Raw genomic sequence first — 15,099 nt, 5'->3', positions numbered from 1 at the left:
AGTGGCGAATGGAAAAATTGACCCGAATGTTCGAGCGAGTGATCAGTATTTGTATTGATAGCATGTTGGCGATCTTAGTCGTTGTCGTCTTGATTTTTATGGGAAAAGCGATTTTTATGATCAGCACGACGCTCTTTCCCTTAAGTGAAGCGCCCCACCTGTCCTTTTTGATTGAAGAAATTGCCACGTTATTCATTTTATTAGAAATCATTTTGATGTTGCTGCGGTATATGAAGGACGGACACCATATTCCCGTCCGTTACTTGATTCTGATCAGCATTACTGCGATTTTGCGCGAGTTATTGTTGACGGAAGGTATGGCGAACGATGCCCTATTTTTTGCTTTAGCGATCTTTGTTTTGGTACTCGTCTTGCTAGTCCTGCAAAAAATCAATGCCTTCCAACATACCCAAGAAAAAGACCACTGAAACCACCCCATTGGATCAGTTACTTTCAGCGGCTTTTTCGGGATCAGTTAGAGGGATACCAATATAAAAGGTGGTTCCTTTAGGCGTACTTGTAACATCAATCAACCAATCGTTTTTTTCCACGATCGAAGAGACAGTGAAGAGTCCTAGACCAGTACCGCCAGTGGCACTCTTGGTCGTGAAAAAGCGGGTAAAGATTTTTTCTTGGATCGCTTCTGGTATGCCGGGACCGTTGTCGGAGATTTCGATCAAAGCAAACTCCTGTTGCGCGGAGAAAGCTTGCTTACGAAACAGAAAGGTGGCGCTTTCTGTCGAAGTGCGGCTCAAGCGAATGCTGCAATCGGCATTTGCTTGGTATACATTCATCAACAAATTGTAAATAATGACTTGCAGATCGATCTTCTCGTAGACGGCATATCCTACTTCTTGGATATCATACGTAAGGGAAAAGGCTTTTGGCAACAGCGCACGCATAGTATCGATGGCCTCTGTCAAGGTGGCGGCAATTGACTGCACATTTTTGTCGGCACTTTCGAGTTTCGAAAAACGCAGCACATTGCTAGATAACTCTTTGCCTTTTTCTGCTGCTTTGCAGACTTCTTGCAAATCCTCCATCAAGACTTCATCGTGTTGGTTTTCCTCGATCAGCAATTGCAGATGACCAATCATTGGCGTCAAAAAGTTGTTTAGGTCATGGACGATCGAGGTCGTTAGCAAGCCAATGGTTTCCAGTTTTGATTCTTGCAAAATGTTTTTTTCGATTTCGTGCTTTTCTTTTAACAGCCGTTGTCGTTCTTTCAATGCTTGGTTTTCGACATAGGCTTGATTGCGTTTCATGTAGTTTTTGATCAGGACGGTCAATAAAATCATAATGACAAACAACAAACCCAGTAGGCCGATCAAAATCAAGTTGTCTTGTAAAAAGAGACCGCTTTGCTCCAAAAAATCGGCATTGCTAGCGACGATCAGCCGACTGTCGCCTATGGTGATCCATTGATAAGCAGCCAATTTCAGCACTTTTTGCAGTGTTTCTTCGTTCCACCAATAAGAATAATAGACGGAGGTGCCTTCTTCATTGTCGATTTGTTCTTGCTCCAAGCGCTCAAGATCGGTGAAATCCAGCTCTGGAAATTCTTTTTTGCGGCTCTCAACGATGGAAAAACCAATTTGTTCGTCCGATGGGTGCATAACGATCCGCATATCGGCGTTTTTGACCATCGTATAGCCGGAAACATTGCGATCGGTGGTAAATTCATGATGATACATGCGCTGCAGATTCAAAGGCATCACAAGAACCGCTTCTTTGTCGTCAAGGGTTAGGGACTGATACACATTTAAATAGGCCTGCTTGCCATCAAAATAGACTTGCCCATTTTGTACCTGCCGTCCTGCCAATACTTTGTCTAAGGATGGGTCTTTGAATAACAATTCTTGCACCGGCGGATCTTCTGGTTTATTGACCGCCGTTGCGGTATTTTGGGCGATGACCTGACCTTGTTGGTTGATCAAAAACAATCCGACCATGGCATTGTTCGCAGAATTGATCACTGGTAACGTTAAAGGCCGCTGCAAGTCAGCCAAGGCGGCGCCTTCGAGGTGGTCATCGGCATAATTGGCAAGAGCCATGTGGTACGATTCGATACTGCGGCTGATCAGCTTGATCGCCGCTTGGTTGACCGTTTCCAACTGCCGCAACCCGACGGTTTCAGCTTGTCTTTGTGCGCTTTTATAACTTGTAAAGGTAAAAATAAGTCCAATCAGTGTAATGAATAAGGTAGCGACCACACTTAAATACAGCCAAAACTTTGATGGCGGTTTCATTGTAAACCCCTTTCATATTTACTATAATACTATTGATACAGGAGGCGGATATTTTGCGAGATGAAAAAATTTTAATCGTTGATGATGACCCTGCCATTCGGCGGCTGATTTGGAAATCTTTACAGTCGACGGGTATTTTGATCTACCAGACCGATTCCGTTGAAAAAACGATTGCGATCAACTCTCGTGTCAGCTTTGATCTTTTTTTACTGGATATCAGTTTAGAGCATGAAAATGACGGCTATCATTTGGCACAACTGATTCGGGAAGAAAACCCCACGGTGCCGATCGTTTTTTTGAGCGGAAAAAGTGACGAAAAAGACATGATCAACGGCTATGAGATTGGCGCCGATCACTACATTACGAAGCCTTTTTCACCAGCACTCTTAAAAGCACAAATCGTTTCGATTCTTGATCGCCGCAACGTGCTGCGAGAAAAAGGGATCGCCAAACCGGAAGGCGATCTGTGCAGCGGCATGTTTCGTTTTGACCAAAAACGCTATCAGTTTTTCAAAAATGATCAGCCCATCAAGTTGTCTTCAAAAGAAATCATGCTGATGCGCTTTTTCATGGAAAATCCAGATCAAGTGTTCTCGAAAGAACAGATTTACAGCAATGTCTGGCAAGATGGCCAATTCGATGCCAATACCGTGATGGTTTTTATCAATCATCTGCGAAACAAAATTGAAGATGAGCCGAAGCACGCCCGCTTTTTAAAAACCGTTTGGGGGATCGGCTATACCTTTTTACCAGAAGGAGACGCCTTCTAGCTGCAAGAAATAAAGCGCCAATGCTAAAAGATCCGCCGAGCCGCCGGGACTCAAATGGCGTGCGATCAATACTTGATCATAGATCGTTAATTCACGAAGCAAGTCTGTATCTGACAGATTGGCTTGGTGAATTTTTTGCATCTCCTGCTGCACGGTCTTCATCGCCTCGTAACCTCCTCGATGGACAAGGTTGCTGTCTTCGGTTTCACTCATTAGATAGACCAATCCGCGCAACAAGGAAACGGAGTTTTTTTGCGATTGCTGCCGCAAGTACTCCAGCAGTTTTTTGACCGTTGGATACCCAGCTGCAGCTTCTCCACGAATCCCCATCGTGCCGTAGGTCAAATAATTTTTTTCTCCATAAGACAATTGGTCTTTGTGGGTGATTTGCTGCAGGTCTTGCTTGACCAAATGCTGGCAGATATCAGCGGCAAGCTGCAGGATCTGATTGGTATCTTCAGCCGTCAGCTCCGCCTTGCCATTTTGTTGATAATAGACTCCTGTCGCCCCCAACAAAACTGCAAAGGAAAAATTTGCCCCTTTGTGGGTATTGATGCCTTTGGTTGCCTGAAGCATCGCTTCTTCTGCTTCTTGACCGATCTCTCGTAACTGGTCAAATAGCTGGATCAGCGAGCCTGTATGGGCAAAGCCCGCTTGGCTATAGCGCTGAAAAAACGGCGCCAAACAAGTGATACTGTTGATAAAGGTAAACACATTCATGTCCTGATGCGCACCAGAGGAGCAAGGATCTACTAAACCAGGCTTGGGTGCTAACGCTACCTCATAGTGCAGCGCATTGACTGCATAGTTGCTGGCGGTAAAAAGACGGGAATCAGTCAATTTTTCTTCGCTCCATTTCAGCAAGAATAAATTGCAGGGAGTGATCCAAATGTTCATGGGTCAACAACGTGATCTGTTCCGTGTCATTGGTTCTCATGCCGCGATAAATCAGCCAATGTTCCGCCAATGCCGCATCCCTTCTTCTAGAAGAGCGAATCGCAATGTCACGAAAATACACGAGGTACGCTTGCAGATCTAGCACGATACTTTTTAACCGCAGCATTTGACTTTTTTCGTAAATAAACGCATTGAAGTCCGAAAAGTTTTTCAAGACCCCATCCACATCATCCTCACGATTCAGCTGTTCGCCATGTTCTAACAAGCAGCGCATCTCCTGGAAATCTTCCTCAGTCATCAAGTCCATCGCTTTGATGGTCGCTAACGTATCCAATGATTTACGGATATCGTAAATCTCATAAGCATCTTTAATACTGATCCCTTTTACGACGATGCCGATTTTTGGCACATGCTCCACCAGTTTTTCAGCCACGAGCTGAGTCATGGCGTAACGAATCGGGGTTCGGCTGATATTTAGCGTATCGGAAAATTCTTTCTCATTGATGCGAGAGCCTGCGGGAATATCTCCTAAAATGATGGTTTTTTTGAATGCTTCATAGATCAAATCTTTTAATGGTTTATTTTTGGTCAGATCCAGATTTTTATTTACTGCATCAATAATTGGATTCATGATTTACTCCTATCATACTAAAAACAAATGAGATTTTTGGGAAAAAATAAGTTTATCGATAAACAAGGAAAACTACCGAGCAAAATGGCAGCCTGCTCGATAGTTTCTGTATGAAATTACTGTGGAATATAAAACGGCATGTGACCTAATAGCACGATCGTAACGACGAAGATCACGAAAATCCCCAGTGCGTATTTCGCAGCTTCTTTTTGCCATTGCCCCATATCTAAGCCCGTCAAGCGCAATAGCAAGTAGATGAAGGCAACCAATGGACTTAACAAGTGGAACGCTTGGCCCATTAAAGAGGCTAAGGCCATCTGCATATTGGTGAAACCATACGAACGACCTGCTTCTGCTAAGACTGGCAGGACCCCAAAGTAAAATCCGTCATTGGAAATAAAGAAGGTCCCAGGTGCAGAAATCAGGGCAATGACTAAGCCCCAGAAACCAGCCAATTGTTTAGGGATGATTTGCGTGAAGCTATTCGCCAAAGCCGTTGCCATCCCTGAGCCTTGGAACAAGCCCATGAAGTCGCCTGCTGCAAAAACTAAAATTACGACTTGCACGGCGTCACCACCGTTGGCACCGATCCGTGACGACTGGTCTTTCAAGACTGGGTAGTTGACCATCAATGCGATACACGTACCTACTAGGAATAACAAGATTGGTGGTAAAGCGATACTAGAGATAAAGGAGCTTGCTACTAACCAGCCAATCAAGACGATCGTTAAGATACCGTTGAAGACAAAGTTTTTCGGACGGCGGATCGCTAATGTATCAGGATCAGTCACAGTTGTCATTTCTAAAATCTCATCGTTCGTCAGCTCGGTAACTCCTAAACGTTTCCGTTCTTGGATCCCCATTCTGCGAGCTACAAAGAATACCACATAGAGCAGAGACAAAATCATTCCTGGCAACAAATAAGAAAGAATATCCGCATCAACTTCCAGCACGGCCATTGCCCGAGCAGTCGGTCCTCCCCATGGCAACAAGTTCATGATGGTGTTTTGCAAAATGATCAAGACACCAAGGTTCATCATTTTCATATTCAACTTCTTATAGATGGGAATAAACGCAGAACAACAGATCAAGGTCGTGGTCGTTCCATCACCGTTCAAAGAGACTGCAGCGGCAACGACTGCCGTTGCCATCAAGACTTTCATCGGATCGCCTTTAGCAAAATAAATCATTTTTTTCGTGATTGGATCAAACAATCCCGCATCCAACATAATGGAAAAGTACAAAATCGCAAACAGCAACATGATCCCTGTGTTGGCTGTGGTGGAGATTCCCTCAAGGACAAAATCACCGATATTGCCTTTTTCTGAAACACCAGCAACCATCGCAACGAGGGTAAATAGTAATGGGATAATTACTAAGGATGTAAAGGGTGACATTTTTTTCTTCATGATGACGAACATGAAGACAATAATCATAGCATAGGATAAAATCGTTAAGAACATTTTCTTCTTCCTTTCATGCACCGAAATGTGTAAGCGTTATCAAAAAACATTTTAAAAAAATTACAGGCCCGTAATTTGTTAGCGACAAGCGTCACTAGTTTGTGAATCTTTTTCTTTTCTTAAAGGAAATAATGTTATTGAATGCTTTACACGTCTAAGAATAAACAATCAAGAAATAGAAAAAAAGACCCGTTTTAAAAAAGAACAGCAAAAAAACAATTTCTCTTTTCAAATCTTATTTTTCGTTTAAAAAGTTCTTAACAGAATATTAACGCAAGAAAAACCTTGATAAATCAACGTTTACTAAGGTTTTTCGCTCTTTTTTTAAAAAAGGAACACTGAAAAAACAATTTTTAGCCGAAATAAATCTCGCTGATTGAACGGGAGTTTCTATAATGAAAGGGAACGAATCATTGAGAAAGGAGAAACCCATGAATCTTATTAAAAGATTGTTCAAAAAAACGCATGATGAACCTGATGCGCCTGTCAGCTCCCCTTTGAAGCCACAGGAAATGATAACGGATCCACCCGCGTCTGATTGGCAAGAAGTGTCGAGCTATCAGCCAGCGCCTGCAGAAGATTATCCATTAGTCAGTCTGATAGCCGCCGCACTAGGGGCTGAATGTTACCCTGAAAGTCAGTTTGTCATTCGAAGAATTGAGAAACGCAATCCTGAATTTAAGCGAGTCGCCCTGATTGCTGCCAGTATTGCCGCAGGAGAGCTGCCTGATTCTCAGTTCACAATCAAAAAAATAGCCAAAAAAAATGAAAACAAGTGAGGGAAAAACATGTTACGTAAATTTAAAATAGCGATCGATGGGCAAGAATACCTTGTCGAAATGGAAGAAATCGGTGCGCCGCAACCTACCGCTCCTGCCCCAGCAGTGCCAACACCGGCTCCTGCAGCGGTACCTGCTCAACCAGAGGCAGTCAGCACACCAGAACCAGAAGTAGCACCGCAGCCAGCGCCAGCTACGCTTCCTGCTGATGGCGAGCCGATTCATTCTCCGATGCCGGGAACGATTTTACGTCTCTTGGTCAATGTAGGTGATACTGTACAAGAAAATCAGTCGTTGATGATTTTAGAAGCCATGAAGATGGAAAATGAGATCGTGGCACCAAAAGCAGGAACCGTGGTTGCGATTGCAGTCAATGCGGGCGACATGGTCAACCCAGGAGAACTGCTGATTACGATCGGCTAATTTATTGAAAAGGAAGTGACGTAGTGGAAACGTTAATTGAAGGTGTAGTCGGGTTAGGATCGGAGCCGGGACGGATCGTTATGATGTTCATCGGTGGTCTATTAATGTATTTGGGGATCAAGAAAGAATATGAACCGACCTTATTAGTACCCATGGGATTGGGCACGTTGTTAGTGAACTTCCCGAACTCAGGTGTGTTAAGTGCTGGCGGAGAAGCTGGCCCGTTCCAAGTATTGTTTGATATGGGGATCTCAACTGAATTGTTCCCCTTGCTTTTGTTTATCGGGATTGGCGCGATGATCGATTTTGGTCCCTTGCTACAAAATCCATTTCTTTTGTTGTTTGGCGCTGCTGCGCAATTCGGGATCTTCTTTACGATCATCGTTGCCGTGTTGCTTGGTTTTGATTTAAACGACGCAGCTTCCATCGGGATCATCGGCGCTGCTGACGGTCCGACTTCGATTTTTGTCGCAAATACGCTGAACTCGAAATATATGGGTGCGATCATGGTAGCAGCTTACTCTTACATGGCGCTAGTACCGATCATTCAACCGGTTGCCATCAAAGCAGTGACGACCAAGCATGAACGAAAAATTCGTATGTCGTATCGTGCCGGCGAAGTTTCGCAAACGGCCAAAATTTTGTTCCCGATCGTGATCTCGATCGTAGCAGGGTTAATTGCACCTGTTTCATTGCCACTGGTTGGATTTTTGATGTTTGGAAATCTCTTACGGGAATGTGGTGTCTTGGATCGTTTGTCCATCACTGCTCAAAACGAACTAGTGAATATCATTAGTATCCTCCTAGGTTTATCAATTTCTGTGAAAATGCAATATGAAGAATTCTTACAAGTCGATACATTGATGGTTATTGGTTTAGGGCTGGTTGCCTTCATTATGGACTCGGTCGGCGGCGTGTTGTTTGCGAAAGTGCTGAACTTGTTCCGTAAAGAAAAAATCAATCCAATGATTGGTGCCGCTGGTATCTCTGCGTTTCCAATGTCTAGTCGGGTCATCCAAAAAATGGCGACAGATGAAGATCCGCAAAACTTTATTTTGATGCATGCAGCCGGTGCCAACGTTTCAGGACAGATTGCTTCGGTCATCGCCGGTGGCTTACTGCTGGCACTGATTGCTTAGGTCACTAGAAAGGAGAGGAAAACTATGAGTCAAGATTTACTGACTTCATTTGAATTGTTGTTATTCGGTTGGGGCGGCGTCTTTGTCGTGATCCTGATCATCTACTTCGCATCCTTGCTTTTGTCGAAGCTCTTCCCAGTAAAAAAATAAAGAAGGCATTGTATGTATACCCTAAAAAGAATCTGGCTGCAAAAAGATCCAGAAGTCTTTTTGCAATGGCAAAAATTGATCACCCGTGCTGGCTTAGCCGTCGGTGAAGAGGTAGCCTATACCGTCGGCATTTTTGACCAGCAAACCTTGATTGCTACTGCTTCTTGCTATGCCAATATCATCAAGTATGTGGTGGTCTGTGAAAAAAGACGCTCCGAACAGCTGTTGACGCAATTGATTTCACACCTTAGCGATCATATCAAAGACGAAGGCTTCACCAAGTCCTTCGTCTATACAGCACCGAAAAACCGCCTGTTTTTTGAATCCCTCGGGTTTCGTGAAGTGCTGGCAGCACAAGACATCTTGTTCATGGAACAAGGCGTTCCTTCTTTTGAAAGCTATGCCCAACAGCTGCAACGGCAGCGAATTGGACAAAACAACGGCGCGATCGTCATGAACGCTAATCCTTTTACTAAAGGACATTTGTACTTAGTCGAAACGGCTGCGAGTCAAAAAGAACAGGTTTATGTGTTCGTTTTATCAGAAGACCGCTCGCAATTTTCTGCCAGCGAACGGCTGCAGATGGTGACGGATGGTGTGGCTCATCTGCCAAATGTAACGGTGCTGCCGACCAACAACTATCTCGTCTCCTCGGCGGTCTTTCCCAGTTATTTCTTGAAAGAGCAAGCACCTGAGGCGATCGCCAAAAAACAAGCCGCTTTTGATGCAACCCTCTTCAAAGAAAAAATTGCCCCGCTGTTGGCGATCACTACGCGTTTTGTAGGCTCAGAGCCTTACTCGCCCGTGACCCAACTCTACAACGAGGCCATGGCTGCCGTTTTTTCTCCCGAGCTTGAACTGATCGTGATCGACCGTCTGAAGATCAACCAATCAACCGTTTCGGCTACAAACGTTCGGAAAGCGATTGCAGAAAAAAATTTACTTTCTTTGCAGCAATTTTTACCAGAAACAACGTTCTCATTTTTAATGCAGCATAACTATATTTAGAGGTGATAATAAGTGGAAATCAAAAAAAGTGCGGTTGCTGGCTCTGTTGAATCCAGTGATATCTTGATCGCGATCGAGCCTACCACAACCCAAACCATCGAGCTGACCCTCGATAGCAGTGTCGAAAAACAATTCGGCAAACAAATTCGCGCCGTCATCCTTGAGACGCTGAACCATCTAGGCGTGACACAGGCCAAAATCACCGCCACCGATAAAGGCGCCTTGGACTGTACCATCAAAGCCCGAACTCTGACCGCCGTTCATCGGGCCGCCGAACAAGAACAGTATGCTTGGAAGGAGATCGACACATGGAACGTTTAAGAAGAACGATGATGTTTGTACCAGGAGCCAATGCTGCCATGCTACGGGATGCACCATTGTATGGCGCCGATTCCGTTATGTTTGATTTAGAAGATGCGGTCTCCTTGAATGAAAAAGACTCCGCTCGGACACTGGTGCATTTTGCCTTAAAAACCTTTGACTATTCTGCCATCGAAACCGTCGTACGCATCAACGGCCTCGACACGGTGGGTGCCCTTGATATCGAAGCGATGGTCCTAGCGGGGGTCAACGTCATTCGTCTACCGAAAACCGAAACCGCCCAAGATATCATTGACGTTGCCGCTGTGATCACACAAGTAGAAGAAGAAAACGATCTGCCTGTAGGAACCACCAAAATGATGGCTGCCATCGAGTCTGCCGAAGGCGTTTTAAATGCCCGAGACATCGCTACAGCTTCCGATCGTTTGATCGGGATCGCTTTAGGGGCAGAAGATTATGTCACCAATATGAAGACTCGTCGCTACCCAGATGGGCAAGAATTGTTGTTTGCCCGCAGTATGATCTTGCATGCAGCTAGAGCTGCAGGGATCGCCGCCATCGATACCGTCTTTTCTGATATCAATGACACCGATGGCTTTATCGCTGAAACGACTCGCATCAAGCAGCTTGGTTTTGACGGAAAATCAGTGATCAATCCACGGCAGATTCCCCTAGTCAATGGGATCTATGCGCCTTCAAAAGCCGAGATCCAACAGGCCAAAGAAGTGATCTGGGCCATTCGCGAAGCCGAAAGCAAAGGTTCTGGTGTGATCTCCTTGAATGGCAAAATGGTCGATAAACCAATCGTTGAGCGAGCGGAACGCGTGATCGCCCTTGCCAAAGCAGCGAAATTGATTACCGAGGAGGAAGTGTAATTATGGTGTTAAACAAAGCAGGAAAAGACATCCCTGAATGCTATGCCAACCAATACGGGGTCTTTGAAAATGAAACGGCCAATATCCATGCCTACAAAGAAGCGAGTCGCAAGATCGAGCCAGTCCTGCCAGGCAAAAGCAAGGTCTTAGGCAGCATACGTGAAGCCATTGAAAAAACAGGGCTAACGGACGGCATGACGATCTCCTTCCACCATCATTTTCGCGAAGGGGACTTTATCATGAATCTCGTTTTGGACGAGATCGCAAAAATGGGCATCAAGAATCTTGCGATTGCCCCTAGTTCCATCGCGAATGTCCATGAACCATTGATCGGACATATCAAATCTGGGGTCGTGACCAATATCACCTCTAGCGGTCTGCGGGACAAAGTCGGTGCCGCAATCTCCGAAGGCATTATGGATGCCCCAGTCATTATCCGTTCTCATGGCGGTCGGGCTCGTGCGATTGCCGCCGGCGATATCCACATCGATGTCGCTTTCTTAGGAGCGCCTAGCTCAGATGCGTATGGCAATGCCAATGGTACCGTCGGAAAAGCAACCTGCGGCTCATTGGGCTATGCAATGGTCGATGCAAAATACGCCGACCAAGTCGTGATCATCACCGACACTCTGGTGCCGTTTCCAAATACCCCAATCAGCATTCCCCAAACGGATGTCGATTATGTCGTGGAAGTCGACGCCATCGGTGATCCTGCAGGGATCGCAAAAGGTGCGACCCGCTTTACCAAAAATCCAAAAGAATTGCTAATTGCTGAGTATGCAGCCAAGGTCATCACGAGCTCGCCTTACTACCAACAAGGCTTCTCCTTCCAAACTGGAACAGGCGGTGCCGCACTAGCCGTTTCTCGTTTTTTACGCGAAGCAATGATCCAAGATGAGATCAAAGCCAGCTTTGCCCTTGGCGGCATTACCAATGCCATGGTGGAACTGTTAGAAGAAGGATTAGTGGAAAAACTGATCGATGTCCAAGACTTTGATCACCCTTCCGCACAATCGCTAGGAAAAAACGCCAATCATTACGAGATCGATGCCAATATGTATGCCTCACCGTTAAGCAAAGGGGCGTTTATCAATCAATTGGATACCGCCATTCTTTCCGCACTGGAAGTCGACACGGATTTCAATATCAATGTCATCACCGGTTCTGACGGTGTGATCCGCGGTGCTTCTGGCGGACACTCAGATACCAGTATGGCGTGCAAAATGAGCTTAGTGATCGCTCCTCTCGTGCGGGGACGGATCCCAACGATCGTCGATACCGTCAACACGATCGTCACGCCAGGCGCCAGCATTGATGTCGTCGTCACAGAAATCGGGATCGCCATCAATCCAGCTCGCGAAGACCTGATCAGCCATTTTGAAGCATTGGATATTCCCCAATACACCATTGAAGAATTAAAAGAAAAAGCCTACAGCATTGTCGGTCAACCCGAACCAATCAAGTACGGGGAAAAAACCGTCGCTTTGATCGAATACCGCGATGGCACGATCATTGATGTGGTCAAAAATGTCTGATGCCCTATTTTCAGGAACCCCTGTGACGCTAACCGACATGCTGCAGGCGCGAGAAAATAGAAGCTCCCTTCAACGGGAGCTTCTCGCTGCGGATGAAAAAGCGGCATTACTTGTTGCCACCATGAATATTCCTGGTCCCGTGAAAAATTCTGCCTCATTGACCGCAGTTTTTGAAGAACTCATTACGGAAATCGAAGAGGTCGTCAAGGAACTAATTCCACTGGCAAACCTCTACCGCAGTTTGGAGACCGGACCAGAATATTATCTCGTACTGCCCACAGATCCTTATGAACTAAAACGAATGATGGTTCAGATTGAGACCAATCATCCTTACGGCCGGTTGGTGGATCTGGATGTCTTAACCAAAACCCAAGACCAGCTTTTACCTATCAGCCGCACCGAAATTGGACTGCCTGCAAGAAGCTGCTACGTCTGTGAACAAGACGCCAAAGTTTGTGGCCGTTCTAGAACTCATAGCGTGGCAGACATGCAGCGGCAGATCCGTAAAATCATTCAGGAAAGAGTGAAAGAATGAAAAAAATCCAATTTACCGAAACCGTCTTGCGGGACGGCCAACAAAGTCTGATCGCTACACGAATGCCTACCAGCGATATGTTGCCGATTCTAAAAACCATGGACCAAGCAGGCTATCATGCCCTAGAAATGTGGGGCGGCGCGACCTTCGATGCTTGCCTGCGTTTTTTAAATGAAGACCCATGGGAAAGACTGCGGGCGATCCGCAAAGAAGTGAAAAAGACCAAACTGCAAATGCTCTTACGGGGACAAAATCTCTTAGGCTACAAAAACTATGCCGATGACGTCGTTGCTGACTTTGTGACCAAATCGGTCGAAAACGGCATCGACATTCTTCGTTTGTTTGATGCCTTAAATGATGTCCGCAATTTGGAAACTGCCATCCGTGCCACAAAAGCAGCGGGTGGACACTGTCAAACGGCGATCTCTTATACTACTAGCCAGATCCATACCGTGGATTACTTCGTTGACCTTGCCAACAAAATGGCAGACCTCGGCGCAGATTCTATCTGTATCAAAGATATGGCAGGCGTTTTGACGCCGCAAACCGGCTACGAGTTGGTCAGCCGAATCAAAGACGCGGTCGATCTGCCGCTGGAAGTCCATACCCATGCCACCAGCGGCATTGCTGAGATGACTTACTTGAAAGTTGCGGAAGCTGGCGCAGACATCATTGATACTGCCATCTCCTCTTTTGCTGGCGGCACCAGTCAGCCAGCGACCGAATCTGTGGCGATCGCCTTAGAAGATTGCGGCTTTGCTACGGGACTTGATTTACAGAAAGTCGCTGAGATTGCAGAACATTTCAATCCCGTTCGTGATCGTTTCCGTGAAGAAGGGCTGCTGAATCCAAAAGTCAAAGACATCGAACCCAAAACCTTGATATATCAAGTACCTGGCGGCATGTTGTCGAACCTACTCAGCCAATTGACGGAACAAGGATTGCAAGACAAGTATGAAGAAGTCTTAGCAGAGGTACCAAAAGTCAGAGCGGACTTGGGTTATCCACCGCTAGTGACCCCATTGTCGCAAATGGTCGGCACTCAAGCCTTGATGAATGTAATTTCAGGAGAACGCTACAAACTTGTCCCAAGTGAGATCAAAGATTACGTCAAAGGACTTTATGGACAATCGCCAGCACCCATCAGCGAAGAAATCAAAGAAACAATTATCGGAGATGCCGAAGTGATCACCGTCAGACCAGCTGATCTACTGGCACCGCAACTGCCAGCCTTCAAGGAAGAAATCGCTGAGTATGCCAAAAGCGAAGAAGACGTGCTGATGTACGCCCTCTTCCCTCAGCAAGCCCAAGACTTTTTAGGCCGACGAGAAGATCCCTTTTATGATGTCCCCGTACAGACAGTGTCTGTGAGGATTGCGGTGGATTAACAATGAGACCAGAAATAGAGAAAACAACTTAAAGTGCCCCTCACAAATTCGCTTGCTTTAGCAAATTTGTGAGGGGTATTACCATCTATAGGCTGTTTCTTCGTTTTTACTAATCAGCAGTGCAAAAATACGTACGCCACGGCCACTCCACCAATAAGCTTGCATTAATCGCTTCTCGCTCACGTATTTTGGGTAGCTGAGAAGCCAGGATTGTGCTTCCGCTCCATCCATTCTATAATCAGCTAAAAGAAGCGTTTTAAAGGAGGGGCTAGCCATGAAACGATACATCGCTTTATTAAGAGGCATCAATGTCGGTGGAAAGAACAAAATTTCTATGAAAGAATTGAAAGCCGGTTTTGAAGAACTGGGGTTTAGAGATGTGGTCACGTATTTGAATAGCGGCAATGTGATTTTTTCCAGTGAAGGAGATGATCCACAAGCCCTTGCCGAAATGATTAAAACAATGGTCAAACGCGACTTTTCCTTTGATATCGCTATTTATATCATTCGCCAATCAGAGCTGCAGGAACGCTTGGCCCATATACCTGATTGGTCAGGAACGGAAGATAAAACCATCTATGACAACCTGATCTTTTTGATGCCTTCACTGACCTACGAGGTGTTATCTGAAAAACTCGGGGCTCCAAATGCCAACCTTGAACAGGTTTTCCCTTACAAAGACGTCGTCTTCTGGTCCTACATCCGCAAAGACTATCAAAAAACCAATTGGTGGAAAAAAACAGCCAGTACCAGCGTCGGCAAACAGATTACGATTCGGACTATCAACACGGTGCGGAAGATTGCGAAGATGTGAGGAGGAGCAAGCCTTCTAATAATTATAAAACCCGTCAGGTAGACTCTTCTGACGGGTTTCTTATAACATTCTAATGTCTCATTAGTTCTCGTTACTACTATTCGTGACGCACTTTAACTGAC

General features: G+C 45.5%; 17 protein-coding genes. 13 read left to right on the top strand and 4 right to left on the bottom strand.

Annotated features, from left to right (window positions below; all coding sequences use genetic code 11):
- Positions 1-8 precede the first annotated feature (8 nt).
- A complete protein-coding gene (locus Q1X33_RS09870) occupies positions 9-428 on the top strand; it encodes a phosphate-starvation-inducible PsiE family protein (protein ID WP_034869496.1) in 420 nt (139 codons plus the stop codon).
- 15 nt (positions 429-443) lie between these two features.
- Here Q1X33_RS09870 and Q1X33_RS09865 read toward each other — a convergent pair whose 3' ends face one another.
- The gene (locus Q1X33_RS09865; protein ID WP_005230500.1) at positions 444-2,249 is read right to left on the bottom strand and encodes a sensor histidine kinase; all 1,806 of its coding nucleotides are present in this window, start codon (positions 2,247-2,249) and stop codon (positions 444-446) included.
- 53 nt (positions 2,250-2,302) lie between these two features.
- Here Q1X33_RS09865 and Q1X33_RS09860 point away from each other — a divergent pair, with 53 nt between their 5' ends.
- Positions 2,303-3,019, top strand: coding sequence for a response regulator transcription factor (locus Q1X33_RS09860; protein WP_005230498.1), 717 nt, complete (start codon positions 2,303-2,305; stop codon positions 3,017-3,019).
- Here the strand turns inward: Q1X33_RS09860 and citG are convergent.
- The 3 genes from citG to Q1X33_RS09845 all read right to left on the bottom strand — a co-directional run bounded on the left by citG (position 2,996) and on the right by Q1X33_RS09845 (position 6,010).
- A complete protein-coding gene (gene citG / locus Q1X33_RS09855; RefSeq protein ID WP_228077415.1) occupies positions 2,996-3,859 on the bottom strand; it encodes a triphosphoribosyl-dephospho-CoA synthase CitG in 864 nt (287 codons plus the stop codon). The genes Q1X33_RS09860 and citG overlap by 24 nt on opposite strands.
- The gene (locus tag Q1X33_RS09850) at positions 3,852-4,547 is read right to left on the bottom strand and encodes a GntR family transcriptional regulator (protein ID WP_005230494.1); all 696 of its coding nucleotides are present in this window, start codon (positions 4,545-4,547) and stop codon (positions 3,852-3,854) included. Before Q1X33_RS09850 ends, citG begins: the two co-directional genes overlap by 8 nt.
- A 116-nt stretch (positions 4,548-4,663) precedes the next feature.
- Positions 4,664-6,010 (bottom strand): CitMHS family transporter, encoded by a 1,347-nt coding sequence (locus tag Q1X33_RS09845; protein ID WP_301996753.1) that lies wholly within the window; start codon positions 6,008-6,010, stop codon positions 4,664-4,666.
- A gap of 431 nt (positions 6,011-6,441) precedes the next feature.
- On the opposite strand from Q1X33_RS09845, the gene Q1X33_RS09840 reads away from it, so the two are divergent.
- The 11 genes from Q1X33_RS09840 to Q1X33_RS09790 all read left to right on the top strand — a co-directional run bounded on the left by Q1X33_RS09840 (position 6,442) and on the right by Q1X33_RS09790 (position 14,977).
- Entirely contained in the window at positions 6,442-6,789 is a 348-nt protein-coding gene (locus Q1X33_RS09840) for a hypothetical protein (RefSeq protein ID WP_034869502.1), read from the top strand.
- A 9-nt stretch (positions 6,790-6,798) separates the two neighbouring features.
- Positions 6,799-7,212: an acetyl-CoA carboxylase biotin carboxyl carrier protein subunit gene (locus Q1X33_RS09835; protein ID WP_005230471.1), complete on the top strand. Its 414-nt coding sequence runs from the start codon at positions 6,799-6,801 to the stop codon at positions 7,210-7,212.
- A 23-nt stretch (positions 7,213-7,235) separates the two neighbouring features.
- The gene (locus Q1X33_RS09830) at positions 7,236-8,351 is read left to right on the top strand and encodes a sodium ion-translocating decarboxylase subunit beta (protein WP_005230469.1); all 1,116 of its coding nucleotides are present in this window, start codon (positions 7,236-7,238) and stop codon (positions 8,349-8,351) included.
- A 24-nt stretch (positions 8,352-8,375) separates the two neighbouring features.
- Entirely contained in the window at positions 8,376-8,501 is a 126-nt protein-coding gene (locus Q1X33_RS09825; protein WP_008381833.1) for an OadG-related small transporter subunit, read from the top strand.
- 12 nt (positions 8,502-8,513) lie between these two features.
- Positions 8,514-9,509, top strand: a complete 996-nt coding sequence (citC, locus tag Q1X33_RS09820) for a [citrate (pro-3S)-lyase] ligase (protein WP_005230467.1) — start codon at positions 8,514-8,516, stop codon at positions 9,507-9,509.
- Between the two features lie 12 nt (positions 9,510-9,521).
- Positions 9,522-9,830: a citrate lyase acyl carrier protein gene (gene citD, locus Q1X33_RS09815; RefSeq protein ID WP_005230465.1), complete on the top strand. Its 309-nt coding sequence runs from the start codon at positions 9,522-9,524 to the stop codon at positions 9,828-9,830.
- The gene (citE, locus tag Q1X33_RS09810) at positions 9,818-10,705 is read left to right on the top strand and encodes a citrate (pro-3S)-lyase subunit beta (RefSeq protein WP_005230463.1); all 888 of its coding nucleotides are present in this window, start codon (positions 9,818-9,820) and stop codon (positions 10,703-10,705) included. Before citD ends, citE begins: the two co-directional genes overlap by 13 nt.
- Before the next feature lie 2 nt (positions 10,706-10,707).
- Complete coding sequence (gene citF, locus Q1X33_RS09805; protein ID WP_005230461.1) at positions 10,708-12,240, top strand: citrate lyase subunit alpha; 1,533 nt, start codon at positions 10,708-10,710, stop codon at positions 12,238-12,240.
- Entirely contained in the window at positions 12,221-12,775 is a 555-nt protein-coding gene (gene citX / locus Q1X33_RS09800; protein WP_050759624.1) for a citrate lyase holo-[acyl-carrier protein] synthase, read from the top strand. Before citF ends, citX begins: the two co-directional genes overlap by 20 nt.
- On the top strand, positions 12,772-14,163 hold the full coding sequence (locus Q1X33_RS09795; RefSeq protein ID WP_005230457.1) for an oxaloacetate decarboxylase subunit alpha: 1,392 nt from the start codon (positions 12,772-12,774) through the stop codon (positions 14,161-14,163). The genes citX and Q1X33_RS09795 overlap by 4 nt, the downstream gene beginning before the upstream one ends.
- Positions 14,164-14,437: 274 nt before the next feature.
- Positions 14,438-14,977, top strand: coding sequence for a DUF1697 domain-containing protein (locus tag Q1X33_RS09790; protein WP_002323461.1), 540 nt, complete (start codon positions 14,438-14,440; stop codon positions 14,975-14,977).
- Positions 14,978-15,099: the final 122 nt, after the last annotated feature.

Origin of the sequence: Enterococcus sp. B2E4 (genome assembly GCF_030499455.1) — a bacterium.
GTDB classification, from domain to species: Bacteria; Bacillota; Bacilli; order Lactobacillales; family Enterococcaceae; genus Enterococcus_D; species Enterococcus_D casseliflavus.
Note: the sequence above shows the minus strand (reverse complement) of the source record. Positions and strands in the feature narration are given on the sequence as shown.

Bases quoted from the DNA above. Each gene is read 5' to 3' on its own strand.
- Q1X33_RS09795 (WP_005230457.1), top strand. From the start codon at position 12,772: ATGAAAAAAATCCAATTTACCGAAACCGTCTTGCGGGACGGCCAACAA.
- Q1X33_RS09840 (WP_034869502.1), top strand. From the start codon at position 6,442: ATGAATCTTATTAAAAGATTGTTCAAAAAAACGCATGATGAACCTGAT.
- citC (WP_005230467.1), top strand. From the start codon at position 8,514: ATGTATACCCTAAAAAGAATCTGGCTGCAAAAAGATCCAGAAGTCTTT.
- Q1X33_RS09845 (WP_301996753.1), bottom strand. From the start codon at position 6,010: ATGTTCTTAACGATTTTATCCTATGCTATGATTATTGTCTTCATGTTC.
- Q1X33_RS09850 (WP_005230494.1), bottom strand. From the start codon at position 4,547: ATGAATCCAATTATTGATGCAGTAAATAAAAATCTGGATCTGACCAAA.
- Q1X33_RS09865 (WP_005230500.1), bottom strand. From the start codon at position 2,249: ATGAAACCGCCATCAAAGTTTTGGCTGTATTTAAGTGTGGTCGCTACC.
- citF (WP_005230461.1), top strand. From the start codon at position 10,708: ATGGTGTTAAACAAAGCAGGAAAAGACATCCCTGAATGCTATGCCAAC.
- citX (WP_050759624.1), top strand. From the start codon at position 12,221: ATGTGGTCAAAAATGTCTGATGCCCTATTTTCAGGAACCCCTGTGACG.
- Q1X33_RS09870 (WP_034869496.1), top strand. From the start codon at position 9: ATGGAAAAATTGACCCGAATGTTCGAGCGAGTGATCAGTATTTGTATT.
- Q1X33_RS09835 (WP_005230471.1), top strand. From the start codon at position 6,799: ATGTTACGTAAATTTAAAATAGCGATCGATGGGCAAGAATACCTTGTC.
- citE (WP_005230463.1), top strand. From the start codon at position 9,818: ATGGAACGTTTAAGAAGAACGATGATGTTTGTACCAGGAGCCAATGCT.
- Q1X33_RS09825 (WP_008381833.1), top strand. From the start codon at position 8,376: ATGAGTCAAGATTTACTGACTTCATTTGAATTGTTGTTATTCGGTTGG.
- Q1X33_RS09790 (WP_002323461.1), top strand. From the start codon at position 14,438: ATGAAACGATACATCGCTTTATTAAGAGGCATCAATGTCGGTGGAAAG.